The organism is Acinetobacter sp. YH12151 (assembly GCF_013418355.1).
GTDB classification, from domain to species: Bacteria; Pseudomonadota; Gammaproteobacteria; order Pseudomonadales; family Moraxellaceae; genus Acinetobacter; species Acinetobacter pseudolwoffii.
In genome coordinates, this window is sequence record NZ_VPCG01000022.1 from 22,486 (window position 1) to 47,705 (window position 25,220).

At 44.8% G+C, this 25,220-nt stretch carries 20 protein-coding genes and 3 tRNA genes; 8 read left to right on the forward strand and 15 right to left on the reverse strand.

The features are described 5' to 3' along the window. Positions 1–73: 73 nt before the first annotated feature. From FTU82_RS09605 to hcaE, 7 genes are all read right to left on the reverse strand, one after another. Complete coding sequence (locus tag FTU82_RS09605) at positions 74–982, reverse strand: DMT family transporter (RefSeq protein WP_180075934.1); 909 nt, start codon at positions 980–982, stop codon at positions 74–76. 296 nt (positions 983–1,278) lie between these two features. Beyond that, positions 1,279–2,505: a 3-phenylpropionate/cinnamic acid dioxygenase ferredoxin--NAD(+) reductase subunit gene (gene hcaD, locus FTU82_RS09610; RefSeq protein WP_180101294.1), complete on the reverse strand. Its 1,227-nt coding sequence runs from the start codon at positions 2,503–2,505 to the stop codon at positions 1,279–1,281. Positions 2,506–2,510: 5 nt separating this feature from the next. After that, positions 2,511–3,476: a 3-carboxyethylcatechol 2,3-dioxygenase gene (locus FTU82_RS09615; protein ID WP_074383973.1), complete on the reverse strand. Its 966-nt coding sequence runs from the start codon at positions 3,474–3,476 to the stop codon at positions 2,511–2,513. A 113-nt stretch (positions 3,477–3,589) separates the two neighbouring features. Then, positions 3,590–4,405 carry a 3-phenylpropionate-dihydrodiol/cinnamic acid-dihydrodiol dehydrogenase gene (gene hcaB / locus FTU82_RS09620; RefSeq protein WP_005172874.1) on the reverse strand — a complete coding sequence of 272 codons (816 nt, stop codon included), beginning with the start codon at positions 4,403–4,405 and terminating at the stop codon, positions 3,590–3,592. Positions 4,406–4,407: 2 nt separating this feature from the next. After that, positions 4,408–4,734 (reverse strand): 3-phenylpropionate/cinnamic acid dioxygenase ferredoxin subunit, encoded by a 327-nt coding sequence (hcaC, locus tag FTU82_RS09625; protein ID WP_005095433.1) that lies wholly within the window; start codon positions 4,732–4,734, stop codon positions 4,408–4,410. Further along, on the reverse strand, positions 4,734–5,252 hold the full coding sequence (gene hcaF, locus FTU82_RS09630) for a 3-phenylpropionate/cinnamic acid dioxygenase subunit beta (RefSeq protein ID WP_005095432.1): 519 nt from the start codon (positions 5,250–5,252) through the stop codon (positions 4,734–4,736). The genes hcaC and hcaF overlap by 1 nt, the downstream gene beginning before the upstream one ends. Further along, on the reverse strand, positions 5,249–6,616 hold the full coding sequence (gene hcaE / locus FTU82_RS09635) for a 3-phenylpropionate/cinnamic acid dioxygenase subunit alpha (protein ID WP_005095430.1): 1,368 nt from the start codon (positions 6,614–6,616) through the stop codon (positions 5,249–5,251). The genes hcaF and hcaE overlap by 4 nt, the downstream gene beginning before the upstream one ends. Before the next feature lie 280 nt (positions 6,617–6,896). Between hcaE and hcaR the strand changes: the two genes are divergently transcribed. Then, on the forward strand, positions 6,897–7,805 hold the full coding sequence (gene hcaR, locus FTU82_RS09640; RefSeq protein WP_180001562.1) for a DNA-binding transcriptional regulator HcaR: 909 nt from the start codon (positions 6,897–6,899) through the stop codon (positions 7,803–7,805). Positions 7,806–8,185: 380 nt separating this feature from the next. On the opposite strand, the gene FTU82_RS09645 is transcribed toward hcaR, so the two are convergent. From FTU82_RS09645 to FTU82_RS09675, 7 genes are all read right to left on the reverse strand, one after another. Further along, positions 8,186–9,046, reverse strand: a complete 861-nt coding sequence (locus FTU82_RS09645) for an alpha/beta fold hydrolase (protein ID WP_180101295.1) — start codon at positions 9,044–9,046, stop codon at positions 8,186–8,188. A 279-nt stretch (positions 9,047–9,325) separates the two neighbouring features. Beyond that, complete coding sequence (locus FTU82_RS09650) at positions 9,326–10,615, reverse strand: OprD family outer membrane porin (protein ID WP_180101301.1); 1,290 nt, start codon at positions 10,613–10,615, stop codon at positions 9,326–9,328. Between the two features lie 429 nt (positions 10,616–11,044). Next, positions 11,045–12,064: a 4-hydroxy-2-oxovalerate aldolase gene (gene dmpG, locus FTU82_RS09655; protein WP_004278525.1), complete on the reverse strand. Its 1,020-nt coding sequence runs from the start codon at positions 12,062–12,064 to the stop codon at positions 11,045–11,047. 11 nt (positions 12,065–12,075) lie between these two features. Further along, positions 12,076–12,969 carry an acetaldehyde dehydrogenase (acetylating) gene (locus FTU82_RS09660; RefSeq protein WP_004278526.1) on the reverse strand — a complete coding sequence of 298 codons (894 nt, stop codon included), beginning with the start codon at positions 12,967–12,969 and terminating at the stop codon, positions 12,076–12,078. Positions 12,970–12,993: 24 nt separating this feature from the next. After that, a complete protein-coding gene (locus FTU82_RS09665; RefSeq protein ID WP_005172886.1) occupies positions 12,994–13,791 on the reverse strand; it encodes a 2-keto-4-pentenoate hydratase in 798 nt (265 codons plus the stop codon). A 406-nt stretch (positions 13,792–14,197) separates the two neighbouring features. Continuing rightward, a complete protein-coding gene (locus tag FTU82_RS09670) occupies positions 14,198–14,866 on the reverse strand; it encodes an HAD-IA family hydrolase (RefSeq protein WP_180096724.1) in 669 nt (222 codons plus the stop codon). A 196-nt stretch (positions 14,867–15,062) separates the two neighbouring features. Continuing rightward, a complete protein-coding gene (locus FTU82_RS09675; protein WP_180101296.1) occupies positions 15,063–16,019 on the reverse strand; it encodes an RluA family pseudouridine synthase in 957 nt (318 codons plus the stop codon). A 766-nt stretch (positions 16,020–16,785) separates the two neighbouring features. Between FTU82_RS09675 and FTU82_RS09680 the strand changes: the two genes are divergently transcribed. The 5 genes from FTU82_RS09680 (at position 16,786) to FTU82_RS09700 (ending at position 22,784) form a co-directional block, all read left to right on the forward strand. After that, on the forward strand, positions 16,786–20,268 hold the full coding sequence (locus tag FTU82_RS09680; RefSeq protein WP_180101297.1) for an Rne/Rng family ribonuclease: 3,483 nt from the start codon (positions 16,786–16,788) through the stop codon (positions 20,266–20,268). Between the two features lie 173 nt (positions 20,269–20,441). Further along, the gene (locus FTU82_RS09685; RefSeq protein ID WP_005172895.1) at positions 20,442–22,283 is read left to right on the forward strand and encodes a long-chain-acyl-CoA synthetase; all 1,842 of its coding nucleotides are present in this window, start codon (positions 20,442–20,444) and stop codon (positions 22,281–22,283) included. Between the two features lie 195 nt (positions 22,284–22,478). Continuing rightward, positions 22,479–22,554, forward strand: a tRNA-Lys gene (locus FTU82_RS09690). A 20-nt stretch (positions 22,555–22,574) separates the two neighbouring features. Then, positions 22,575–22,650, forward strand: a tRNA-Lys gene (locus FTU82_RS09695). Positions 22,651–22,708: 58 nt separating this feature from the next. Continuing rightward, positions 22,709–22,784, forward strand: a tRNA-Lys gene (locus FTU82_RS09700). A gap of 191 nt (positions 22,785–22,975) precedes the next feature. On the opposite strand, the gene FTU82_RS09705 is transcribed toward FTU82_RS09700, so the two are convergent. Then, positions 22,976–23,668 carry a hypothetical protein gene (locus FTU82_RS09705; RefSeq protein ID WP_005172899.1) on the reverse strand — a complete coding sequence of 231 codons (693 nt, stop codon included), beginning with the start codon at positions 23,666–23,668 and terminating at the stop codon, positions 22,976–22,978. A 243-nt stretch (positions 23,669–23,911) separates the two neighbouring features. Between FTU82_RS09705 and FTU82_RS09710 the strand changes: the two genes are divergently transcribed. Both FTU82_RS09710 and FTU82_RS09715 read left to right on the forward strand, forming a co-directional pair. Further along, a complete protein-coding gene (locus FTU82_RS09710) occupies positions 23,912–24,187 on the forward strand; it encodes a PspC domain-containing protein (protein ID WP_005172901.1) in 276 nt (91 codons plus the stop codon). 216 nt (positions 24,188–24,403) lie between these two features. After that, on the forward strand, positions 24,404–25,189 hold the full coding sequence (locus FTU82_RS09715) for a sulfite exporter TauE/SafE family protein (RefSeq protein ID WP_100329294.1): 786 nt from the start codon (positions 24,404–24,406) through the stop codon (positions 25,187–25,189). The last annotated feature ends 31 nt before the right edge of the window (positions 25,190–25,220 follow it).

The window sequence follows — 25,220 nt, forward strand, 5'->3', positions numbered from 1 at the left end:
CCTGTCAGCAGGGTTAATCTACAAAAAATTAGGGCAATAAAAAAGGGCTTTCGCCCTTTTAATTTTGATGGTTCTAAGGCTTGGAAAAATACTGCTCGCGCCACTCTTTCCAAAAGTACATCACGATCCCGAACATCACCACAGCAATACCGGCAAAAGCATGAGAGCTGATGATTTCATGGTTTAAGGTCGCTCCTAATACCAAAGCGATCACCGGTGTCATCACATTACTCAAGGAAACTGTCGAGGCATTTAAACGGCGAATCAGCCAGAAATAACACAACATGGCCACGATGGATGACAAAATCATGGTGAACAGGAAGCCAATGATGGCATGGGTACTCGGCATCTGTGTCGGGAAATGCTGCCAGATAAACGGCACTAAAATGAGTGAACCGGCCGCGGAAACCAGCAATGAACCTGTCGCTTGCGACATCGGGCTCAACGGTGCACTAATCTGTTTCACCCAGAAAATCGAGCTGATATAGGACACCATACTGATCAGCATCAGCACCACACCCCAAGGATTGACCTTGCTGTCGGCTGAATCGGCAAACACAAAACACAATCCCGCGACAGCCACCGCCATGCCCAGCCATTGCAGCCAGATCAGTTTATGGGTCTTTAAAATCACATGACCGATTAAACCGGCAATCAAGGGCGAGAAACCAAAGATCAGCGCCATCAAACCTGAGGTCAGATAGTTGGCAGCCAGATAAATAAATAACTGTGCACCTATTAAATTCAAACTGCCTGCCAGATAGCTTTTCAATGAGGTGCTGTCGAAAGGCAATGGGTCACGCATAACCTTCAGCAGAAACAGCGCAATGATTGAAGCACCGAAATAGCGAATAATGAGCACCCACATCGGGTGAATCTCGGCCACGCTCCAGACAATCGCGAGCGGTGTTGCCGCCCAGATCAGCACCAGCAAGGCATAAATGCTTGCCGTGACCACCATGGGAGATGAATTTGAATTCATAAAAGACTCAATTAAAGTTAATCAGAAAGAATTGAACTAACTTCTCGTTCAAATCCACAATCGACAATACTGATTGCGGCATGGATGCCGCCGCTAAACTGGGATATATGGACATATCCTCAGTTTAGAAAAAGATTTTTGTCACTTTTGACCTCTCAAAAGTGAGGCATTACCTACGCAAAGTAATACAAACCAAAACTGAAACTTGAGGTAGTGATCATATAGAGAGTATTCGATAAACATAAAAAACAGACCTATGCAAAACATAGATCTGTTCCAAGATATCTCAATACAACTTAAGCAATTTTGCGTAAGTCTTGTGCCAGATCCAAATGTTTTTCAGCTTCAAAAGCCGTATTCTTGCTGATCATTTTTTTCAGATGACGCATTTCTTTGGCCGCATTGACGGTAATACCGGCAACGATTTGACCATCTGTCACACCATACATCACAAATGAATTGTCTGCGCCTTTGGCTGCATCCATGTCGCCACGAACCAGCCATTGGGTCGCAGCCATATCACCGACAAACTGGAAGTTGATATTGAGCTGATCGGTCCAGAACCAGGCCGGATTGGCTTTTGGATGTTCGACACCCATGACATGACGCGCAAAAATGCCTGCCTGAAGATTGGCATTTTCCCAAGTCTCGACACGGCGGAATTCGCCGTCTTCACGAAGTTGTGTCGCGACATCGCCTGCTGCATAAATATCGGCATTTGAAGTCTGGCAGTTTTCATTGACCTTGATCGCAAGATCAGCATCTAAACCGGCTGCAATGGCAAGCTGTGCGTTTGGCACAATTCCGATTCCATAAACCACAGCATCAGCACATAACTCTTCGCCATCAGCTAAAGTCACCACAATTTCTTCACCATCTAAACGGCAAGCTGCAACTTGAGTATTTAAGCGAACATCTACGCCTGCCAGACGGTGTTGTTCAAGCAGAAATTCACTTAAAATATGCGGTGAACAACGCCCCATTACCATTGGTCCCTGCTCAAGCACAGTCACCTGACAGTCTTTGTAACGCGCAGAGGATGCCAGTTCAAGACCGATCACACCGCCACCGATCAGCAGGATACGTTGACCTGCTTGCAATACAGGAACCAATGCCTGTGAGTCTTCAAGGTTACGCAAGGTATAAACATGTTTGCCTAACGCATCGAAGTTTGGCAGACGGCGCGCGGCACCGCCTGTTGCGAGAAGCAATTTGTCATAAGCAACAACATCACCATTTTGAAGTTCAACCGTTTTCGCGGTCGCGTTGATTTGAGTCACGCCATTGCCACGAATGGTGGTCACGCCAAGATCAGCCAGTTTTTCTGCTGACAGAATTTCAATCTTGGTGTCCTCAGGTTTTAGAATCACATCTTTCGACAGTGGCGGACGCTCATAAGGAAGATGCGTTTCATCACCAATCAGAATGATTTTACCTGCGTACTTGTTGCCACGAAGTTCTAAAATCGCGCTTGCACCTGCCTGGCCAGCCCCTACAATTACGATGGTTTCGATGTTGCTCATGTCAATTAACCTTTTAACTCTGCAGATACGATGCCGAAGCCCGCAATCCATTCACTGATATCTTCATAGCAGTGTGTTGTCATGTCGTATTCGCCCATTTCGCTTAAGGCTGCAAATGCGGCCATCCAGGAACGGACTTCCTGACCACCACGACCGCCGTCACGACGAATTTCATCTTCTGTCATGGCTTCTAAGGTCGCAAAATCAGCGTTCTTGAAGGTTTCAAGCAGTGCACGATCCCATTCAGCATTTAAAGGAACTGCAACCGAAGTATCGCCTGCTGCCAGTTTCTGACCGACTGCAATGACTTTGCCCTGACGTGCTTCACGTGCTTCAGGCGTTGGATTACGACCTGCAATCAGGAATTCTTCTACTTGTGGTGGAACCGAACCCATTTGCGGTGTGGGTGGATCATGCGACAGACCACCTGTACCTAAAACAAGGACACGCTCATTTTCAAGGTTTAAAGATTTAATAAACTGACCTACAGCACGGCCCAAAGCAATGGTACGCTTGGGGGTTGGCATCGGTGCTGCAGCGCCATTAATAAAAATTGGAATCGTTGGATAACGATCGAGTTTGCCGTCACACAGGAAGTGCAATGGCTGAGTCACCCCATGATCCGCCTGCATACGGTAAGAATATGCAACGTCGACACCTTCATCGAGTACACGTCGAACCAAACCTAATGCTTTGTCTTCAGGTACATCGATGTGATCATTGTCTTTACCATAATCCCAGTCACCCGCAGCTTTGGCACGAATACCGACACAGAAACTTGGCATCAGGTCATAGAAGAAACCATTAAAATGGTCAGGACCAAAGGTGATAATCAGGGTTGGGTCGTAAGCTTTTACTTCAGCAGAGAGTTTTTCAAAAGCATCTCGAACAGCTTGTTCTTTACGCTTTTCCTGTGGTGAAGCAAATTCCATTAACGGACTGTGCGATGCACAAATAAGTTTAACGGCCATGAGAGACTCCAAAAAGGAAGACTTAAATCCTCCCCATCCTTCCTTTAAAAAGGAGGGAGATTTTCTCCCTCTTTTATAAAGAGGGGGAAGGGGAGATTTTTAAAAGCAGATTTTTATTCGTCAAAGAAACCGGCACGGGGCTGACGTAAGCCACGAATCCCCAGACCGCATTCTGCATTGATCAGAACGCCAGTCAAAGGACGGTTATTTTGACGAGATGCCAAGAGTACGTATGAACCTGTCATATCTTCCGGTTCAGGCAAGAAATTCAGTGGCATACCACGTGCAATTTTCTCAGGATCACGTGCATCGAGCAGGCCAACATTTTCCTGACCGAGCGACGCTGCGCCTTTGATATTCACATTCATACCTGACGGTGCAACCGCATTCACTCGTACTTTAGGCGCAAGCTCATAGGCCAATTCTTTCATAATACCCACCCCTGCATGCTTAGATGCAGTATATACAGGGCCTCCGCCAGCGGAGTACAGTGCCGAATTAGACAAAGTAAATATGATAGAACCTTCAGAAGCGATCAATGCCTCCAGTGCAGCCTTCGCGCCGAGAATGAGCGACTTGGTATTAATCCCCATAATCTCGTCAAAGGCTTTTTCCAGCTGCTCACCAGAGGTATTGACGATATCGGCATAATGATCCCAGATCCCGGCATTGCCGACGAAACAGTCGAGTTTGCCGAAACGCTCTACAGTGGCATTCACTGCACGAACGTTGTCTGCATAGCTGGCTACATCGCCTTCAATCGCAAGAACTTTACCGCCAAAGTGTTCGTTTAATGCTTCCACTTTTGCTTTTGAACGTTGAAGAACGGCAACTTGTGCACCTTCTTCCAGGAAACGTTCCACTAGCGCCCAGCCTAAGCCTGAACCACCACCGGTAATAAGTGCAACTTCGCCTTGTAGCCAACCCATGATTACTCTCCTGCCATCTCTACATATAATGCGCCGTCTTCAACCACTACCGGGAATGTTTGAATTGGATCAGTTGCTGGCAAGCAAAGTGCCTCACCTGTTTTCAAACAGAAACGTGCAGCATGAAGTGGACATTCCACTGTACCGTCGTCTTCCAGATAACCTTCAGACATAGACGCATTGCCGTGTGAACAGCGGTCGTTCATTGCGAAGAACTCACCACCGTTATTGAATACTGCCAATGCATCAATACCATTCACGCCGCAATCTACTTTTAGCGCTTCGCCTTCGTCTAATTCGTCAACTTGGCAAACAAAAATCTTATTCATTAGAAGAATACACTCAGGTTATGTGAGCTATAGGTCGCTTGATCCAGCATGATCTTACGGTTGAAGATCTGGAAGCCGAGGCCGCCTTCAACTTTACGGATCTTGTCATGGCGTTTACCGCAGTAAATGACAATGTCTTTCTCTTTTTGCGTACGATATAGCAAATAGGTTACATATACGTCGTATTCGCCTTCAACTTCAGCTGGCTCTACGATCACGTTGCTCACCATGTGAGTGGTACGTGATGGAGGCTCTTCAGCCCAAGCCATACCGGTTTCAAGACGTGCGACACGACGCTCTAAAAGGTCTTTGGTATCGTTGAATACCCAAGTCGTCGGTGGCTCAACTGAACGGCGACGGTCACGGGTTTGCGCGTTTGGTGTGGTACGTAGCGTATAAGAAATATCTTCAGCCAAGGTATCCAACCAATCGCGGAATTTCCAGTCGTCCAGCAATTTTGCTTCGCGATACAGGAACTGACTGATTTGATGATGAAGTTCTAAACTCACTTGACTCATTTCATAAGCTCCTTCTCGTATGCGTCAGCTGCTGCTTCAACGTCTTCCCATTTTTCATGGATCAATAAATCTGCCCAGCGGCGGTACATGCCACGTGCTGCAGTTTCAGAGAAAATATAGTTGGTGATCCCCGGAATACCGTCTTCACGGATTTTCTCGTTGCCTTTACCCATTTCCATAATGAGTTTGTTTTGACGGGCTTTATAACCACGTAAAACTTTTTGGATTTCGATCCAGTTTTCAGAGTCATCTTGCTCTAGGAAACCAGCAGGACCGAAAGCACGCGTTGCAGAACGTTCAAATGCTTCTTTGACTTCTTGCGATGCTTCAGCATCCGCAATACAGAATGCCCATACTTCAGTTTTGTTTGGACCACGTGGGTGCCATACACGAAGCGTTGCCGTACCGTTCAACCAAGACAAGGTCGGGAACATGGTGTTATGACCTGCAAGACGCAGGGCACGGACTTCACCTAAACGCTCTTTTACTTCTTCATAAGTTTCGCGGAAGTAGTTGGCTACTTCACCGTCGACCCATACGTTTGCATCTGGTTTTTCTGTAAAGAAGAAGCCTGAACCGTGACCACGTGAACCGTACTGAAGTGCATCTTTAGCCGTTTCCCAGACTGGACGAGCCGTTTGTGCAGCACCAAGTTTTTTCGATGCTTCATCATCTGGTTTTGCGCCAAGGACTTGGATCGCAGATGCATGAGAGAACAAGGCATGATATTGGTCAGATGCAAACTGTTCCGCTGCAAATTTCCAGTTACACTCGATTTCCCATTTGTGTACACCACCGATAATTTCTGTACCACCTGGACGACGGTCAAGTACACCATCTAGATACCAGGCGATATCGCCCATGTATTCTTCAAGATCAGGTGTGGTTTCATCCCAACAAGCGAATACCAGACCTTTGTAAGACTTGACACGATTCACTTCGACCAAGCCCCATTGCTCTTTACATGCACCTTGTGGGTAAGCACGTTCTTCAAGCGGAATGTCTTTTAAAGAACCGTCAATGCCATAAGACCAGCCGTGGTATGGGCAAGTGAATGCACGGGTATTACCACAGTCTGCGAAACTCACACGCATAGAGCGGTGACGGCACTGGTTTAAGAATGCTTTGATTGAGCCATCTTTTTGACGTGCCACGATGATCGGATCTTCACCCATATAGGTATTGAAGAAGTCACCCGCCTTTGGAATCTGGCTTTCATGACAAAGGAACAACCAAGTACGGCCAAAAACGCGTTCAAGTTCTAATTCGTAAATATCTGGATCTGTATAGATAGATGGAGTGATACGCCCATTTTGTGCATCGACTAAAGCGTCGATTTCACGCACATCAATTTTTCCACTCATGAAAAGCTCTCCTGTGACCCATCAAGGCACAAAGTAAATAGACTCAATTCGAATGGATAATGGATTTTGGATTGATTTTGGGGAAATATTTTTTTTGTTTCAATTAATAGCTTTAAGCAATTATTCCACGTGCTTGTTCTGATATTAAAACATTAATAAATATCTCAAGAGTATTTACTTTCTAAATATCAAAATAACCTTCACGACATAGTTGTTTATAGATTATACTTCTATGAAATTATAGTAAGACATTTTTTGGATTACTCTTCGGGCTGATGACATGGAATTACGACACCTTCGCTACTTTATCACCGTTGCTGAAGAACTGAACTTTAGTAAGGCAGCACTTAAACTTTATACGGCTCAACCCTCACTTAGCCAGCAAATCAAAGACCTGGAAGAAGATGTCGGCGTCAAGCTACTCAACCGAACCAAACGTAAAGTGGAGCTGACCGAAGAAGGTGCCGTATTTCTGGAACAGGCGCGCCTGACCCTGGCACAAGCAGACAAGGCCGTTGCCATGGCACGTCAGGTATCACAAGCCAAGCAGCAAATGCTACGGATTGGTTTTGTTCCGGTGGCCGAGATGAAAATCTTCCCGTATATCTTGCCAAATCTGCGTGTGCAAAATCCGGATTTAAAAATTGAATTGCTCAGCCTGAACAATAATGAACAAATGCGTCTGTTGAAAAAAGGTGATCTGGATCTGACTTTTACCCGTCATAACTTCAATAGTGATGAAATTGAAAGCCAGTTCGTGATTCGTGAACCGCTGATTTTTCTCCTGCCTAAAGATCACCCCTTAGCAAAATACGAAAGAATTCCTGTTAAAGCATTGAATGGTATTGATTTTATTATTCCATCAGCAGAGCAGTCCTTGACCCTGAACCAGGCTATTCTGGACTTTGCCAAAGCCAACGGCATTGAACTCAATATCGTGCAAAAGGCCGATAATATTTTATTTAATATCAACTCGATCGGAATGGGCCTAGGCTGTACCATTTTGCCTGGCTATATTGCACCACTAACCATGGACAATACCGTAATTCGCCCTCTGGACGTGGAACTGCCATATCTGGATCTGTATGTCAGTTACCACAAAAACAACAAATCCTATGCGGTAACCAAATTTCTTGAGCTATTAACCCGGGTGTTTTATCTAGATATTAACCGCGACGAACAGGACTAATCCCGCTCCATCTCCGATCAAGCATATGCCATTCAACTTTTGAGTGGCATGTGCTTTTTTGTTTTATCATTTTTTGCTAAAAAATTTATTTTAAATTCTATTTTTTGATAAAGGATCAATCTGTAGCTCCTTAATTGGTCGCCTGATCTGGGCTAATATTGCCTGTTTTTCACCCTAACCCCCCCTTCATTTACAACTTAAGTCTAATAAAAGTTAAGTCAGTTTTTTCTCGGCTTAAATTTAATAACTTGCTAAAAATAATTAGATTTTTACATCAACCTGTACAAATGAGAATCATATGCACTTAAGTACATTCTGTTCAATATTTTGCCCACAAAAAAAGGATGACCGAAGCCATCCCTTTTTAAAACACGGTAAAATTATTTTACGCCGTGAACAGCAAGATAGTTTTTGATCACAGTATTGAATTCGTCTGCTTTCTCAACTTGAGACCAGTGACCACATTGGCTGAAGATGTGCGCATCAGCATTTGGAACCACATTCAGGATGTCCCAAGTACGTGATACTGGAATGACCACGTCTTGCGTACCATGAATCAATAACACTGGCACAGTAATATCTTTCATTTTTTCGAAATCAAGCGGGAATTCGAAACGGTCACGGTCACGTGCGCCAACTACATCCATCAAACGATTTGATGCATAGTCATTTGCAGCAGAAGCAAAGCGAACTTTTACCAGTTCATCCGTGATCAAGTCTTTATTTACCACAAACATTGACAAGGTTTTCTTGATGCCTTCTTCAGTCAACACCGGGTTTGCGTGTGCTTTGAGTGCAGCAGTTTGTTTTGCACCGCCAGTACCCATAGATACGATACCCAAAACACGCTCTGGATAATCCAGTGCCAATTGGAATGCCAACCAACCACCTAAAGAGTTACCCACTAACCAGGTTTTTTCAATGCCAAGAGCATCTAGAGTACGGATCGCGTGATCAACCCAGGCACGGATACCATACGCAGTATTCGGTGCAACAACAGTTTGACCATAACCAATCGTGTCAATTGCGATACAACGTGCTTGTTCACCAATTGCAGGCAGGTTCAACCACCAGTTTGCAGCAGCAGATACACCAGTACCAGAACCATGAAGGAATAGAATTGGTGTACCTTCACCAATTTCGTGGTAGTGAGTCAACTCACCTTCTGCAGTTTCAATCCATTTGTCTTCTAAGCCAAAGAATGGATCTGTTTTATAATCAGGGATTTGAACAGTGCTCATGTTGATTCCTCGTACAGTCTTTAGCTTGCGTGTCCATCTATTCAGAGGTCGACGGCAAGTTGACTCTTTAAAAAATGAATTTTTACAGCTTTATATTAACCGCTTAGCACAGCTCAACTGATACAAAATTACGATTGCATACTATAAAAAATATATAATTTAAGATATTGTTTTGTATAATTATTTTTAAAATAATTCCTTATAAATATTCAGGTTTTAAATTTCAAAATGACATAAAAAAGAGCGGTATTGGTATACCGCTCTTTTAAATTCTCAATTTTAGAATTTATAGGTATAAGTTGTTGCAATACGATGTTCCTGCAAATCAAAGCCACCTGCAATATTGCCATAGTTGGTATCGATGAACATGTATTGGAGACCTAAGCCTTTTAATTTACCTTCAGGAACAACATAATTAACAATTACATTGTTTTCATCTTCCTTACCACGCTCATTGCCAGCACCATTATCTACGTCCCATCCTTCAAAATGACGTAAAGTTGCAGTTAAACCTTTCGCACCCAGCTCTGAGAAGTCATAGGTATAACCGAGACTCCATGATTTTTCGTCTTTACGAATAAAACTTGCTACAGACCAGTTGTCTAAATATGGTTGTGGAACCCATCCGCCCAGAGTCGGGAACATAGTGGCTCTCGTACCATGATCACCAAACATTTGTTGATAGCCCAACTGAACTGTATGAGCACCCTGATTTACTTTCAGGCCTGCAGAAACCGCCTGGCTATCGATATTGCCATAAAGTTTGTCACCAGATTCACTGTTATCAAAGTAACGAACGTGTCCATCGAGCTTAGTCTTTTCACCGACAGTTGTTTTATAATCTGTAGCTACATAATGCTGTTTATAGATATTGGTCACATCGGCATACCAATAGCTACCAGTAAATTTAGGTGTGAATTGATGGTCGATTCCTACGATATACATACCATCATCAGTGGATAGACCTGCAGCTTCAGCTTTAGCAAAATCATTTTGCGGGAACAGCGTTAAATTTTGATATTGATTATCATAACGCGCATTAATACCATCAATATAAGCCAAGGTCAGTTTAGTGTCTTTGATATCTTTAGATTCTAACCATGCGCCACTATAGGTCGTTAGCAATTGACGAGATGGATCAAAGAACACCACTGGTGACATGGGTTGTAAGTCACCTACTTTCAATTCAGTTTGACCAACTTTTGCTTTTAAGGTTACGCCCAACTTGGCATTATCACGTTCAGTCTTCTGATCTTTGTTGCTATATGGCATGTGAATATCATTCACATTATCAGGAGATTTCAAACCTACGGCATATTGTGCTAATACATCGGCACCTACCTGAACCCCACCACCGATATCGTGATAACCAGACTTAGCATCTAGTGTTACCGCTTGCGTCCAGTTACCATAGTTTTTTTGAGATTCATTATCATAATTACGTTCTAAATAAAAATTCTTAAATTTTAATTGAACGTTACTGTCGTCAATAAAATCAGCTTGAGCAGCTGTTGTTCCTAAAGTTGCTATCGCAGCAAACATTGCTATCCATAAGTTTTGACGACGCATCATGAGTTCCCCATTTAACAGATAAAATCTATGTCGCCATCATGCGCAAGTCGATTTAAATAAAAAATCCGACCACAGTATTAAGATTTTCTGCTTTCATCGGCCGATATTTCAGACCTCTCCTCAAGCAACCAATCGCTTAGATTTTAAAACGATTAATTAAAATAAAAAATTGACCAGATATTTAATTCAAACTTTTGTTTCTTCTATTAATAAGAGTAAATTTTTTAAAATCTTTCAGCAGCCATTTTTTATTTATCGTTTTTATGTTTAAGGAAAATATAAAGCCAAAATAATCGCCCTACAATATTATAACTAAAACATCTCACCCCAGAGTTTTAATATATTAATCAGTCTCATTTAAAATAAAAAAGCACCCAATTTGGATGCTTTTTTATCAAACTTATTTTAATACTGAGCGATTAAAAGTTAAGCTTGTAACTCACGCGCTTTAGACATGGTTAATGCTAAATCTTCAATCATGTCTTCCTGACCACCGACCGTACCACGACGACCAAGCTCCATCAGGATTTCACGTGCAGAAACGCCATATTTTGCTTCAGCGCGTTTAGCAAACAGCAGGAATGAAGAATACACACCCGCATAACCCAAAGTTGCTGCATCACGATCGGCACGGATCGGGTTGTGCATCATTGGAATGACCAGATCTTCAGCAACGTCTTGTACTTTGAACAAGTCAACGCCAGTGTCCATGCCCATACGGTTTGCAACCGCAATGAACAACTCAAGTGGTGTATTACCCGCACCCGCACCCAAACCTGCAGATGCCAAGTCAACACGTACTGCACCGGCTTGTACCGCAGCAACCGTATTCGATACACCCATACCCAAGTTATGGTGACCGTGGAAACCGAGCTCAATGCTTGGGTCCAAGTGTTGACGTAAATGACCAACACGATCGATGACATCTTGAGGAAGCATATAGCCTGCTGAGTCAGTGACATAGATACAGTTTGCACCGTAAGACACCATCTTGTTTGCTTCTTCAAGCAGTTTTTCAGGAGTCGCCATGTGAGCAAGCATTAGGAAGCCCACTGTGTCCATGTCTAACTTACGCGCAGCAGTGATGTGCTGTTCTGAGCAATCCGCTTCTGTACAGTGCGTTGCAACACGAATAGTAGAAACACCAATTTCATGCGCCATTTTTAAATGGTCAACCGTACCGATACCAGGTAGAAGTAATGCAGAAATTTTTGCATTCTTCATACGTGGTACAACAGCTGTTAAATATTCTTCGTCAGTCGCAGCAGCAAAACCGTAGTTGACGGATGAACCGCCAAGGCCGTCACCGTGCGTGACTTCAATTAAAGGTACGCCTGCATCATCAAGTGCTGTTGAAATCGCAATCATTTGCTCAACAGTGGTTTGATGGCGCTGTGGGTGCATACCATCACGCAAAGTCATATCATGAACAATAATCTTAGACATGTGGTTGCTCCTTAAGCGTCTTTATTGAATACGTGTTCTGCAAACATCTCTGCAGTACGTGCAGCAGCAGCAGTCATGATGTCAAGGTTACCCGCATATTTCGGCAGGAAATCACCAAGCCCTTCAACTTCTAAGTAAATTGACACGCGGTTGCCATCAAAAACTGGACCATTGACAAGCTTGTAACCCGGTACATATTTTTGAACTTCTTTAATCATTGCGTGTACAGATTCAGTGATCGCAGCTTGATCTGGCTCACCTTCTACCAGACAGTGAACTGTGTCACGCATCATCAGTGGTGGCTCAGCCGGGTTGATGATGATAATCGCTTTACCCTGTTTCGCGCCGCCCACTTTCTCAATGGCACCGGCAGTGGTACGGGTAAATTCATCAATGTTTTTACGTGTACCTGGACCTACTGATTTAGTCGATACCGTTGCAATGATCTCACCATATTCAACCGGTTGAACGCGAGAAACTGCAGCAACCATCGGAATCGTTGCCTGACCACCACAGGTGACCATGTTTACGTTTGGTACTTCGCCACCCGCAAGCAATGCTTCAAGGTTGACCGGTGGTACACAGAATGGACCGATCGCAGCAGGCGTTAAGTCAATCATCAGTACGCCAAGTTCATTGAGCTTGCGGCTGTTTTCAGCATGTACATAAGCAGACGTTGCATCGAATGCAATTTTAATATCATCTGCAATCACGTGAGGCAGAAGACCATCCACACCTTCAGCGGTGGTTTTTAAACCCATTTTTGCAGCACGTGCCAGACCTTCAGAGGTCGGGTCAATCCCCACCATCCACACTGGCTCTAACCATTCGCTGCGTTGTAACTTGTAAAGCAAATCCGTACCAATATTACCTGGACCGATCATTGCACATTTAATCTTTTTCATGAATGTACTCTCTTGGAATCTCGATTATTCAGCAGCAAATGCAGCTGTAACAGAACCGAAGCCTTCAATTTCAACTTTGAATTCATCGCCTGGTTGAGCCACAACCATAGGCCCTAAGGCACCTGTTAAGATAATGTCGCCTGCAAGTAATGGACGACCACGGCGTACCATTTCATCTGCCAGCCAAACTGCAGCATTGAGTGGATTGGCCAGACATGCTTTACCCACACCTTGAGACACAACTTCGTCACCACGGGTCATGACCATTTTGCAGTTCACCAGATCAAGGTTTTCAAGTTTTACAGGTTGAGAACCTAAAACGAATGCTGCGGAAGATGCGTTATCTGCAACTGTATCAATTAAACTGATTTTCCAGTTTTCGATCCGGCTATCGACCACTTCAACTGCAGGCAGGGCATAGTCAGTGGCACTGATGATGTCAGCATAGGTATGTTTTTCTTTGGTCAAATCCTGGTTAATCACCAATGCGATTTCCGCTTCAACCTTAGGTTGAATCAGCAGACCTGCAGGAATTACTTCACCATCGCCATAGGCCATATCAGCAAACAACATGCCGAAGTCAGGCTGATCTACGCCGAGTTGCGCTTGAACCACTTTAGAGGTTAAACCAATTTTACGGCCGACCAGACGGCGACCTTCAGACAAAGCGCGCTCGGTATTCACTTCTTGAACGGCATAGGCAATATCTACGTCAGCACTTTCACCACCCAGTTCTGGGCGAATCGGCGCGATCGCAGTTTGTGATAATTCAGCGCTACGAAGGGCTTGTGCAACTGATTCAACAACAGCAGAATTCGACATCAATGTTTCCTTAAACTGCAAAAATTAGGCTTATGCTGAGATCTAAGATGGACAGAAAATATGGACATGATCAGGCCGATAATCCGTCAGGATTACCTTTCTCAGAGCGAGCATAGGAATAAACAGTTTTAGAATGGGAAAAATACGGCTTTTATGCCAATAGTTATTTTATTTTTTGCTATAGCTATTATCTATAAAGAAAATCCATAAAAACCAAGACAAAACAAAATCTTAGTATTTAAAATACATCATCATTTAGCAGAAAAACTCTGCTAATCCGACCGAATAAAATCAACATAATTGTGACTTTAGACTAAAAGATAAGAGCAAATGCTTAAATCTGTAGCGCTCCCCGGCAGTTTTAAACCGGGGAAATACCATTTTTTACTGTAACCAAGATAATATATTAAATCACTTGTTTCCATTGGACTTTAGCCAACAATGCCGCATGTAAAGCGGTCACATCATCCACGATACAGACCGGATTGAATTGCGCCAAAAGCTCAGGTTCATGCACGCCATAGCTGACACCGACACTTGGCATGGCCATATTTTGTGCCATTTCCAGATCATAAGAAGTGTCACCGACCATAAGCGCATGTTTGGCCTGCACACCTGTTTCTGCCAGTATTTCTTCTAACATGAGTGGATCTGGTTTGGAACGGGTTTCACTGGCAGCACGCGTGGTCACAAACAGCTGCTCACTGTTGGTCTGCTTCAAGACACGATCCAGACCTTTACGGCTTTTACCCGTCGCCACAGCCAATTTCACGCCGTGTTGCTGCAAATCCGCAAGCATATGCGCCACCCCTTCAAACCAGGAATCTCCTGATGAGTTGGCAACATAATGATCGGAATAAGCCTGCAAAATATCCGTATGTAATTCTGGTACTGTCGGGAATAAACGCTGTGCAACTTCAGGTAAACCCAGTCCAATAATACTTTTCGCATCTGCATCCGTTAACGGCTGCTGAAACTGCTGTGCGGCAAACTGCAAACTCGCCACGATTTGACCGACTGAATCAAATAAAGTGCCATCCCAATCGAAAATGACCAATTTTACAGGTGAGTTCATAAAGATTTCCTAGATTTGATTCAAGGTTAGGTAGCTTTACCAACTCTCTCTAGCCCTCTCCTTGTAGAAGAGGGCTAGAGAGAGGTTTAATGCCTAAAATCTCCCCTAGCCCCTCTTTAAGAAAGAGGGGAATTCCCTCCTTTTTCAAAGGAGGGTTAGGGTGGATTGAATTTATTAAAAGAAAAAAAATAAGTCTTTACTGAGCCGTCGGCTTATCCGCTTTCTGTGCTCTTAACTGCGCCACCAGACTCTGCATATCTTCCGGCAAAGGTGCTTCAATCATGGCATAACCCGGAATCTCCAGACGCATGGCATGCAGACACAAGCGGCGCGGTTTCGGCCCGTTATAACCAGTTTCATGACCATATTTTTCATCGCCTACTAGCGGATGACCAATGCTCAAACCATGAACACGAATCTGATGGGTTCGACCAGAAAGCGGAGATGCATATACCAGTGTGGCATGCATAAAGCGTTCCTGCACATTCCACTGGGTTTTAGACTCTTTGCCTTCTTTCGGTGACACACAGACACGACGTTCACCATTGGCCAGCTCATAACGATGTAAAGGTGCATCAATCAGCTGTTTATCCAGACTGACCTGCCCTTTTACCACGGCGGCATAGGTTTTTTTGATTTTATGTTCACGCAGCATGTCCTGTAAGCTTTTCAGTACGCTACGTTTTTTCGAGATCATCACCAGACCAGACGTGTCACGGTCAATACGATGAATCAGTTCCAGATATTTTTTCCCAGTCGCTGCACGTAAGCCTTCGATCAGACCATATGCCACACCACTACCGCCATGTACCGCGATGCCCGAAGGTTTATTCACCACCATCAGACCTTCATCTTCATAGATCACGCGGGCCAACAAACCATTGGCAACCTTGTCAGAAATGGGCGCAGCAGATTCATCTTTTTGCTCATAACGGATCGGTGCAACACGAATCTGATCAGCAATCGCCAGTTTGGTTTCCGCCTTGATGCGTTTTTTATTGACGCGCACCTGGCCTTCACGAATCAGGCGATAGATACGGCTTTTTGGCACACCTTTCAAACGACTAAACAGGAAATTATCGATGCGTTGTCCATCTTGATGTTCATCCACTTCAAACCAAGTGACGTTTTGCCATTGTTGCGTAGAATTCATACAGTTACTATGACCCAAAAAATACTAAAATTGATTAAAAACTGATCACTTAGGTTATGCTTTACACAAGAAACATAAGCTTAGCCCATAGGCAGATGATGCAAGGTTTGATATAGTCAGCGCACGGAAACCATCGTTTGTGGGTAAAAGTTGAATCATTTCAGATTTTTCTGAACTTGATTGTTCAATTAAAGACTCACATGATACGGGAAGGTCCCCAAAGAATTATGCCGACGCCGAAGGCTTATTATATCGGCAAACAAAGCAAACTGTTGCGTTTAATTGTACCTCAGGTACATAAATCAGTTTGTCTTAAAAAATATGTCGCCAACTTTCGTTGGTTTTTAAACGTAAACTGATACACATCAGATTAGTCGCACCCTGAAGACGACTTCAGGCTACAGCGTCGATGCATTGGATCTGCACAGTTTGTAAAGATACGACGACAATTCCGTATCAAGACACTTTCTATAAAGAAGGGATGATCTTCGAGCAATGTGACAGTGAAAGTTACATACATCCAATGCACCGCTCGTCCGCCAGTGAAGCGTTCAGGTGACTTTAATCCGTTTAAAGATTGAAGCCGTATTGCCATCATCAATACGTGAATCAAAACCGAAGCCTATCTATACAAGTAGAAGCCGGTAAGAAAAGACTCAGACCACAATGAAATTCATTGCAGATTTGAGCCATTGATCCGTGATGTGTGATGTTCGCTACGTGTATAGCGATTTTTTGCTGTGTATCACTATAAGGTGTTACACCCATGAAACGTATGTTGATTAATGCAACACATGCCGAAGAAATTCGCGTTGCACTTGTCACTGGTCAGCGTCTTTACGATTTTGATTTAGAGAATCGTACCCGTGAACAAAAAAAATCCAATATCTATAAAGGTCACGTGACTCGCGTTGAGCCTTCTTTAGAAGCTGTATTCGTCGAATATGGTGCAGGTCGTCAAGGCTTCCTGTCGATGCGTGAAATTGCAAACTCATATTACAAAGCCGACCCTCGCCAGACCTCAAATATCCGTGAACTGATTACGGAAGGTACCGAGCTTTTGGTTCAGGTGGAAAAAGAAGAGCGTGGCAATAAAGGCGCTGCCCTGTCTACGTTTATTTCACTTGCTGGCCGTTACCTGGTTTTAATGCCAAACAACCCGAAAGGTGGTGGTATCAGCCGTCAAATTTCTGGTGCTGTGCGTGAAGAACTGAAAGAAATGCTGGCGACGCTTAACGTACCACGTGGCATGAGCGTGATTGTGCGTACTGCCGGCATCGGCCGTTCACAAGAAGAGCTGCAACTTGATCTGCAACATCTGCTTGACCTTTGGGCACAAATCCAGAAAACAGCAAGTTCTGGCCCATCTCCAATGTTGGTGCATCAGGAAGCGGGTGTGGTGACACGTGCCATTCGTGACTACCTGCGTGATGATGTTGCGGAAATTCTAATTGACTCTGAGCAAGCCTATAACGAAGCTTATAACTTCGTAAAAGCAGTGATGCCACGTCAACTCGACAAACTGAAAACCTATACCTTAAATGAGCCTTTATTTGCTCATTTCGCGATTGAAAGCCAGATTCAGACTGCCTATGAACGTGAAGTAAAACTCCCTTCTGGCGGTTCGATCGTCATCGATCAAACTGAAGCTTTGGTGTCGATTGACATCAACTCAGCAAAATCGACCCGCGGTAGCGATGTTGAAGATACTGCGCTGAACACCAATATTGAAGCTGCAGAAGAAATTGCGCGTCAACTCCGTTTACGCGATATCGGCGGCCTGGTGGTGATCGACTTTATCGACATGACCAAAGATCGCAACCAGCGTATGGTGGAAGCGAAACTTCGTGAAGCGACCCAGAGTGACCGTGCCCGTATTCAATTCGGTCAATTGTCACGTTTTGGCCTGATGGAAATGAGCCGTCAGCGTCTACGTCCTTCTCTTGAAGAAGCGACTGGCTATGTCTGCCCACGCTGTCATGGTACTGGCATGGTACGTGACTTGCGTTCACTTTCACTTTCAATCATGCGTAAAGTGGAAGAGATTGCGCTGCGTGAACGTCAAGGTGAAGTTCAGGTCGAAGTTCCGGTCGAAATTGCTGCATTCATGTTGAATGAAAAGCGTCATACCCTGGTATATCTGGAACAAACCTCGAATGTACGTGTGACAGTATTGCCGCATCCGCATCTAGAAACACCGCATTATGAAATTACCTATAATGCCGAAGGCTTTGCCCCAACCAGCTATGAACGTACCGAAGCGACCCGTTCAAGTGAAAAAGAATTGGGCTATGAGTCTTCTGAATGGCATCTAGAAGAAGAGCAGCATGCGCAACACGCAGCACCAGCGCCTTCACAGCCGCAACAAAACAACGGCCGTAATAACAATAAACGCCGCAATCCACAAAACCAGCCGGCTCAACCGCAAGTGGCACAGCAAACACCTGTACAGGCAGTAGCTCCAGTAGCTTCAAGCAGCCCATGTGCATGGTTAGAAAACCTGTTTGTACAAAAACAGGCAGCGACTGTTGATCCATCACGTACTGCCAATAATGCTGCAGCAGCGATTGAACAAATGATCAATGGCGGTGCGGTAAGTCGTGGCCAGTTCGGTCAGGTGGCTGCACCGGTTGCACAGCCAGCACCACAGCACGTAGCACAACCTGCTGCTGTATCAAGCAACAATAATGCTTACCTGGCACCATCGACTGTTGCACAAAAACAGGAACGTGATGCGGCAGAAAAACCGGCAGAGCGTGAAGAAAGGGCACCACGTCACAACAAGAAACCGCGCAACCCGAACCCGAAGCACAAAGAACCGCGCGAGCAGGTTCAGTCTGAAGCTCCTGCACCTCAGCAACATCAAGTGCATGAAGAAGTGGTTCAGGTGTCTCGTCAAGAACAACGCCATGAAGCACGTGAAAACAAGCGTCATTCTCGCCGTCAGCATCACAACGAGCCAGCGCAGCAAAATGATGTTCAGAACAATGAACAACAGCCACAACAGGCAATGCCGCGCCGTGACCGCCGCAACCAGCAACGTCCGGAACGCCCAAATCGCCACCGCGATCCAAGTGTTCTGAACGAACAAGCGCCTCAGGCAGCTCCTGCAGTTGTTGAAGCGCCGGCCGTCAATGACAAGCAGCTTCGTGTTGAATTGGTCGATGCACCCCGTACGGATGTGATGCCAACAGCAATGGTCGTAAATATTGACCAGGCAAAAAGCGAAATCGTGGCATTGAATGACAATGCTACAGTTGCAACGCCAGCAGTTGAAGTCACTGCACCGGCAGATGCGCCAGTTGAAGCGGCTGCAGCTGAAAATGTGGTTGAAGCCACCTTGACAGCTCCTGTGGAAGAAATTGTAGCGACTGAAGCAACGTCTGAAAAAACCCGGGCCAGCAACGATCCGCGTCAGCGTCGTCGCCAGCAGCGTGCAGCACAGTCGCAACAACCTGCAGCTCAGCAGTTAACACCGTCACAAGTGCCAACTTTGGGCCAGTTCACCATTGGTAGCCTGATTCGTCATGTCTATGGTGAAGACTGCTCAGTGCTGATCGAACAGTTTGGTTTATTACCAACCTTCAACCGTGCTTTAGAAAAGTTCACGAAAGAGTACAACGCGAGTCTGGTGGCTGCCGCAGCGCCTGCTGCTGCAGAGAAAAAACCGGTCACCCGTGATGTTGAAGTAACGGTAGCCAAGGTTGAAGCAGAGCCTGCTCCAGTCCTGGACCTGAACCCACCAAAACCGGTCTCAGACAAGCGTGTTGCCAACGATCCACGTGAGCGTCGCCGTTTGGCCAAACAGGCTGCGGAGCAGGCTTTGCAACAAGCCAAACAGCAGGCAAAGGTGGAAGCCGCGCCGTCAGTTGAAGCTGCGCCAGAACCTGTAGCAGTAGAAGCACCAGCTGAACCTGTTGAAGCAGCTGTAACTGAAGCACCTGTAGCATCGGAAGCAGTGGTTGAAACGACGGAAAATACTCAACCGACGGAACCAGCAACTGAAACCGCAGCACCAGTAGAAGTGACCACTGAAGTTGCACCAGCTGAAGTTCAGGTCGAAGAAGCTGCTCCAGCTGAAGCAAGTGCTGAAACAGAAGCGCCTGTGGCAAAAAGCAAAGATGTGGCAGAAGCGACCGTAGAGGAAGCTGAAGCCAGCGAAGCGGAAAAAGCCGAGAAGCAAGCTGCTCGCCCGCGTCGTCCACGTGGCCGTCCACCGAAAAAAGCCAATACTGCAACTGAGTCATAATTTGCCCAATTGCAGTCACATAAAAAAACCTAGTCATTTCGATGACTAGGTTTTTTTTGCTAGATTTGGTCAAAATAGGTAGATTGCACTAGCTTTTTAACGTTAAAAGATGGATAGCTTGTCTACTGTATATAAATTAAACCTATCGGATACGAAAAACAAATAGGATTCTCATGACCCAAATGAAACCGCACGATCTTATTGGTATTGCAGATGTCGCTGCCAAAATCCCGGCCTTCTTAATCAAAGTGCCTAATTTGCTGACTGGGCTAAGACAAGCTTATTTACGTACTCCGAATACACCGGCCGGTCTGGGTCTGGCTTTTGAAAAAGCTTCACAGCGTAATCCGGAAGGTATCGCTTTGCGTTTCGAAGATCAAAGCTATAGTTATACCGCTCTTAATGCCTGGGCCAACCAGATTGCACATTTTTATCTTTCCTTGGGTGCCAAAAAAGGTGATGTCGTGGCGCTGATGGTCGAGAACCGCCCTGAACTGATTGCCAGCGTACTCGGTCTGGCCAAACTTGGTGTCACCACGGCACTGGTCAATACCTCGCAAGTGGGTAAGGTGCTGACCCACAGTATCAACCTGGTCAAACCAATTGCGGTGATTGTCGGTGAAGAGTGCCGGAACGCGGTCAACGAGATTCGCGATGACCTCAATATTAGCAGTGATCGCCTGCATTGGTTTGCCGACCAAAATACTCAAGCCGATCCGGGTCAGGCGCCTGCAGGCTTTATCAATCTGGCTGAAAAAATCGATCTCTCCCCGAAATTCAATCCACCGACCACCCATTCGGTGCAAGGTAAAGATGGGCTGTTCTACATTTATACGTCGGGCACCACCGGCCTGCCTAAGGCAGTCATCTTTACCAACGGGCGCTGGACGCTGGCTTATGGCACCTATGGCCATGTGCTAAACCTGAAGAAAGATGATGTGATGTACTGCACCCTGCCGCTTTATCATGCCACAGGCATGGTGGTGTGCTGGTGTGGCGTGATTGCAGGTGCAGGAACGCTTGCGATTCGACGTAAATTCTCGACCTCCTCCTTCTGGAAAGATGTAAAGAAATTTGATGCCTCTGCGATTGGCTATGTCGGTGAGTTGTGCCGCTATCTGATGGATGCCCCTCCCTCTGAACTGGAAAAAGACCATCGGGTCACCCGAATGATTGGAAATGGCATGCGCCCGAATATCTGGGACAAGTTCAAATCCCGTTTTGGGATTCAGGAAGTGCTGGAATTGTATGCGTCCAGTGAAGGCAATGTCGGTTTTAGCAATATTTTCAATTTTGACAATACCGTCGGTTTCTCCCCGACACCCTATGCCATTATTGCCTTTGATAAAGATAAAAATGAACCGGTTCGGGATAACAAGGGTCACTGCAAACGGGTGAAAAAAGGTGAAACAGGTTTACTGATTGGTAAAATTACCCGTCGCTCACCCTTTGATGGTTATACCGACCCGGAAAAAAACAAGTCCGTGATCATGCAGGATGTATTTGGCAAAGGTGATGCTTATTTCAATACGGGCGATCTGGTACGTAATATCGGCTTTCGTCATGCCCAGTTTGTCGACCGCTTAGGTGATACTTTCCGCTGGAAAGGTGAAAATGTCTCGACCACCGAAGTCGAAAATATGCTCACCGAGTATGACAAAATTGTTGAAGCCGTGGTCTATGGCGTGGAAATCCCCAATACCAATGGTCGTGCCGGGATGGCAGCGCTGACCTTAAAACCAGACATGCAACTGGATCAAGAAGACCTGCAACAGATGGTCAGCACCTTTAAACAGTGCTTGCCTGCTTATGCCGTTCCGGTGTTTTTACGTATCCAGCAGCAAGTCGAAACGACAGGCACCTTTAAATACCAGAAAAACAGGTTGAAAGAGCAAGCATTTGATCCGAATAAAACCGATGAACGCCTGTTGGTTCTCTTACCAGGTGCAACGGCCTATTCTGAGCTCACAGCAGAGATTTTTGCCAACATTCAGGCCTACCAATATCGCTTCTAAGTACTGAAGTTGCCTATTTTTTGTTTAGATAAAGCACAATTGTTCTATTTATAATCAAACATGGGCAACTTTGTTATTTTTTGCTTGCGCTGAAATGAGATCTTGCTACAATACGCTCCATCAAACAAAGTGGTGCTTTAAGCTATTTAGCTTGACTTGCACTATACATTCAAACCTAGTTTGAATGCCGGTTCAGGGCCGTTAGCTCAGTTGGTAGAGCAGTGGACTTTTAATCCATTGGTCCCGCGTTCGAGTCGCGGACGGCCCACCATTTCTTTGATATCCCTTGATGGGCCGTTAGCTCAGTTGGTAGAGCAGTGGACTTTTAATCCATTGGTCCCGCGTTCGAGTCGCGGACGGCCCACCATCATTCTAAAACATCAGTTTTAGAAATCTCAATCAAATTCATTTTGATTACCCAGAATGGGCCGTTAGCTCAGTTGGTAGAGCAGTGGACTTTTAATCCATTGGTCCCGCGTTCGAGTCGCGGACGGCCCACCATTCTTTACTTAGAATGTCTTCTGAAACATCCCCTACACTATTTTCATTTGCTTTCTATCAGCTGCTATTATATTTTCACGCTTGGATTTTAGGCTGATTTGTCTTCAAAACTTGTTTTGATTTTTAAACAGTTATAAATAGTTTTCTTTAATCTAATTCTAAAAAAAAGAGCAGCGCCGTTTCTTATCGCATTATTTTCTAATATCAAATGTGGTGTCTTTTACCAGCTCATAAGCTTTAGAGGGTGCAGGATAGCCGCGATCAAATAATTCACGATTGATTCTTTCCTTTTCACTATAGATTTTGTCCAGATTCATCACCAGATGGTTCGAATCCTTAATCGTATAATAAAAGCTCGCCCCTTCTTTACGACTCACCACCACCTCGGTACGCTCCGGATTGATAAACCAACGGTCTTTGCGATAGGTGATATTGCTGGCAGTGCTACTTTTGGCATTATCAATAAACACTTTGCCATACTGCAAAATGCTGCGATGCACCGTACCATCCGGCATTAAGGTCAAAATAAATTCTGCCTTACCCTCATTGCAGGGCGCAAAGTTACCATCACAGTCGATCTCGGTATAATAGCGGCCGATAAAATCTTTGGCATAATCTGGTACGACGGCCAGATTTGACTCGGTTTCTGCCCGAAGGGTAGCTTGCCCTGCTACCTGAGTTAAAGATTTTGCACTCACCGGCACGACATCAGGCTGTGCATTCGCAGCGGAAATTTTCACCCCCTCCTGTCCTGATTCTGCCTGAAGCTCCTGCTCAGGCTTGACTTGATGGCGATCACAAGCCTGTAGTATGCCCATCCCCCCCAACATTAGGCCGAATTTAAAAAAACTGCTTAATGTACAACTTGATACATCCAATTTCATTTTAAAGCATACCTAAATTAGGAAACACAGCACGTACAGAGCACATTGCAAGCCAATGAACTTTACACAAGAGTTCAATAGAATTTTCACTATGTTAGTGGCTCTTAGAGCTGGATTTAATCTTTATTAACATTACTTAACGAATTTATTTGCAATCAGCACTTTAAAAAATTTGATCCAACTCCATTTTTGAAGTATGGATCTGTTTTAGGATTCAACCCTATTTTTAATCAGGAGATTTTAATGGCCAATGTTGGTTTATATCGCTCTAACCGCTCAAACATGATTGCAGGTGTGATGGGTGGTATTGCTGAACGTTTTGGTTGGAACGCAAATTTATTACGCCTTATCTTTGTGGTGATTTCGGTCATGAGTGCTGCATTTCCGGGTATTCTGGTCTATCTGGTTCTGTGGTTAATCATGCCAAAAAAGCAGTACAGCATTGAACAGGACAAGGTTCAGCAAGTTCAGGACTATCAAAATCCTGTGCGCACCGTCAATCAGGATAAACGCTATTAATCTGCATCCTAATTTATAGCAAGATGTATTGAAGTGCTTCCTCCTTCACCCAGTCTAATGGGGTGAGATTTTGATGCCACGATAATTCCCCTAGATTATCGTGGCTTTTTTTTGCCTATATTTTTGTTATTTCTATGCTGTATGACAGCTTTTTACTTTATCTTTTAGCTCAATTAGCGATAAATTCAATATTCCAATGTTTGAAATGGATGTCAGATGACTCAGGCAGAATGGATGATGCTGTGGCTCTGTGCCGTAGCAGCCCTGCTGCATGGTTTAAGCGGCTTTGGCTTTCCCATGATGAGTACGGCTGTTCTGTCCAGCGCATATCCGCTTAGCATCGCGGTTACCCTTGTCATTCTGCCCTGTTTGCTGCTGAATCTGATCATGCTGAATGCCGATCCTGCACATAGTCTGTTGAATAGTATTGGCTATTATATAAAACGCTATTGGCCATTAATGCTTAGTAGCCTGATCGGCAGTGTACTCGGGGTCAAGCTGTTACTTTGGCTAAATGAGGCTTATTTAAAACTGTTATTGGGTCTGGTAATTGTATTTTATGTCTTGGACCAGTTACGGGCACGACCCTTACAAGTTAGTCCGCATATTTCCAGCATGCTCTGTTTTGGTTTACTGGCCGGCATTATTGGAGGTGCGACCAATGCTATGGCACCTTTTCTGATGATGTATCTGATGAGTTGCCAGCTCTCAAAGATAGATATTGTTATTATCAGTAATCTCAATTTTATTGCCGGTAAACTGATTCAGCTGATTTTACTATTTCCAATTCTGATCACACTGGAAACCCATCAACAGCATATTCTGATCGGGATCAGCTTATTCGCCCTTGCTGGTGTCTGGATCGGAGGCAAAATACGCCATCGTTTATCTCAGCAGCACTTCAAATGGATTGTCCTGGCTTTACTTTTTGGCTTGGGCCTGTATGCCCTCTGGCAAAGTGCTGGATTATTGCAACAATCTGGTTATAGTATCTTTAAATAGGGTATTTTTTAAACAAAGCAAAATTACAAAT

Excerpts from the sequence above, each read along its gene's own strand:
- FTU82_RS09665 (WP_005172886.1), bottom strand. The coding sequence starts at position 13,791 with ATGTCGAATTCTGCTGTTGTTGAATCAGTTGCACAAGCCCTTCGTAGC.
- FTU82_RS09715 (WP_100329294.1), top strand. The coding sequence starts at position 24,404 with ATGACTCAGGCAGAATGGATGATGCTGTGGCTCTGTGCCGTAGCAGCC.
- FTU82_RS09670 (WP_180096724.1), bottom strand. The coding sequence starts at position 14,866 with ATGAACTCACCTGTAAAATTGGTCATTTTCGATTGGGATGGCACTTTA.
- FTU82_RS09660 (WP_004278526.1), bottom strand. The coding sequence starts at position 12,969 with ATGAAAAAGATTAAATGTGCAATGATCGGTCCAGGTAATATTGGTACG.
- hcaE (WP_005095430.1), bottom strand. The coding sequence starts at position 6,616 with ATGAGTGGAAAAATTGATGTGCGTGAAATCGACGCTTTAGTCGATGCA.
- FTU82_RS09650 (WP_180101301.1), bottom strand. The coding sequence starts at position 10,615 with ATGCGTCGTCAAAACTTATGGATAGCAATGTTTGCTGCGATAGCAACT.
- hcaC (WP_005095433.1), bottom strand. The coding sequence starts at position 4,734 with ATGAATAAGATTTTTGTTTGCCAAGTTGACGAATTAGACGAAGGCGAA.
- FTU82_RS09705 (WP_005172899.1), bottom strand. The coding sequence starts at position 23,668 with ATGAAATTGGATGTATCAAGTTGTACATTAAGCAGTTTTTTTAAATTC.
- hcaF (WP_005095432.1), bottom strand. The coding sequence starts at position 5,252 with ATGAGTCAAGTGAGTTTAGAACTTCATCATCAAATCAGTCAGTTCCTG.
- hcaB (WP_005172874.1), bottom strand. The coding sequence starts at position 4,405 with ATGGGTTGGCTACAAGGCGAAGTTGCACTTATTACCGGTGGTGGTTCA.
- hcaD (WP_180101294.1), bottom strand. The coding sequence starts at position 2,505 with ATGAGCAACATCGAAACCATCGTAATTGTAGGGGCTGGCCAGGCAGGT.
- FTU82_RS09680 (WP_180101297.1), top strand. The coding sequence starts at position 16,786 with ATGAAACGTATGTTGATTAATGCAACACATGCCGAAGAAATTCGCGTT.
- FTU82_RS09685 (WP_005172895.1), top strand. The coding sequence starts at position 20,442 with ATGACCCAAATGAAACCGCACGATCTTATTGGTATTGCAGATGTCGCT.
- dmpG (WP_004278525.1), bottom strand. The coding sequence starts at position 12,064 with ATGTCTAAGATTATTGTTCATGATATGACTTTGCGTGATGGTATGCAC.
- FTU82_RS09710 (WP_005172901.1), top strand. The coding sequence starts at position 23,912 with ATGGCCAATGTTGGTTTATATCGCTCTAACCGCTCAAACATGATTGCA.
- FTU82_RS09615 (WP_074383973.1), bottom strand. The coding sequence starts at position 3,476 with ATGGCCGTTAAACTTATTTGTGCATCGCACAGTCCGTTAATGGAATTT.
- FTU82_RS09605 (WP_180075934.1), bottom strand. The coding sequence starts at position 982 with ATGAATTCAAATTCATCTCCCATGGTGGTCACGGCAAGCATTTATGCC.
- FTU82_RS09645 (WP_180101295.1), bottom strand. The coding sequence starts at position 9,046 with ATGAGCACTGTTCAAATCCCTGATTATAAAACAGATCCATTCTTTGGC.
- hcaR (WP_180001562.1), top strand. The coding sequence starts at position 6,897 with ATGGAATTACGACACCTTCGCTACTTTATCACCGTTGCTGAAGAACTG.
- FTU82_RS09675 (WP_180101296.1), bottom strand. The coding sequence starts at position 16,019 with ATGAATTCTACGCAACAATGGCAAAACGTCACTTGGTTTGAAGTGGAT.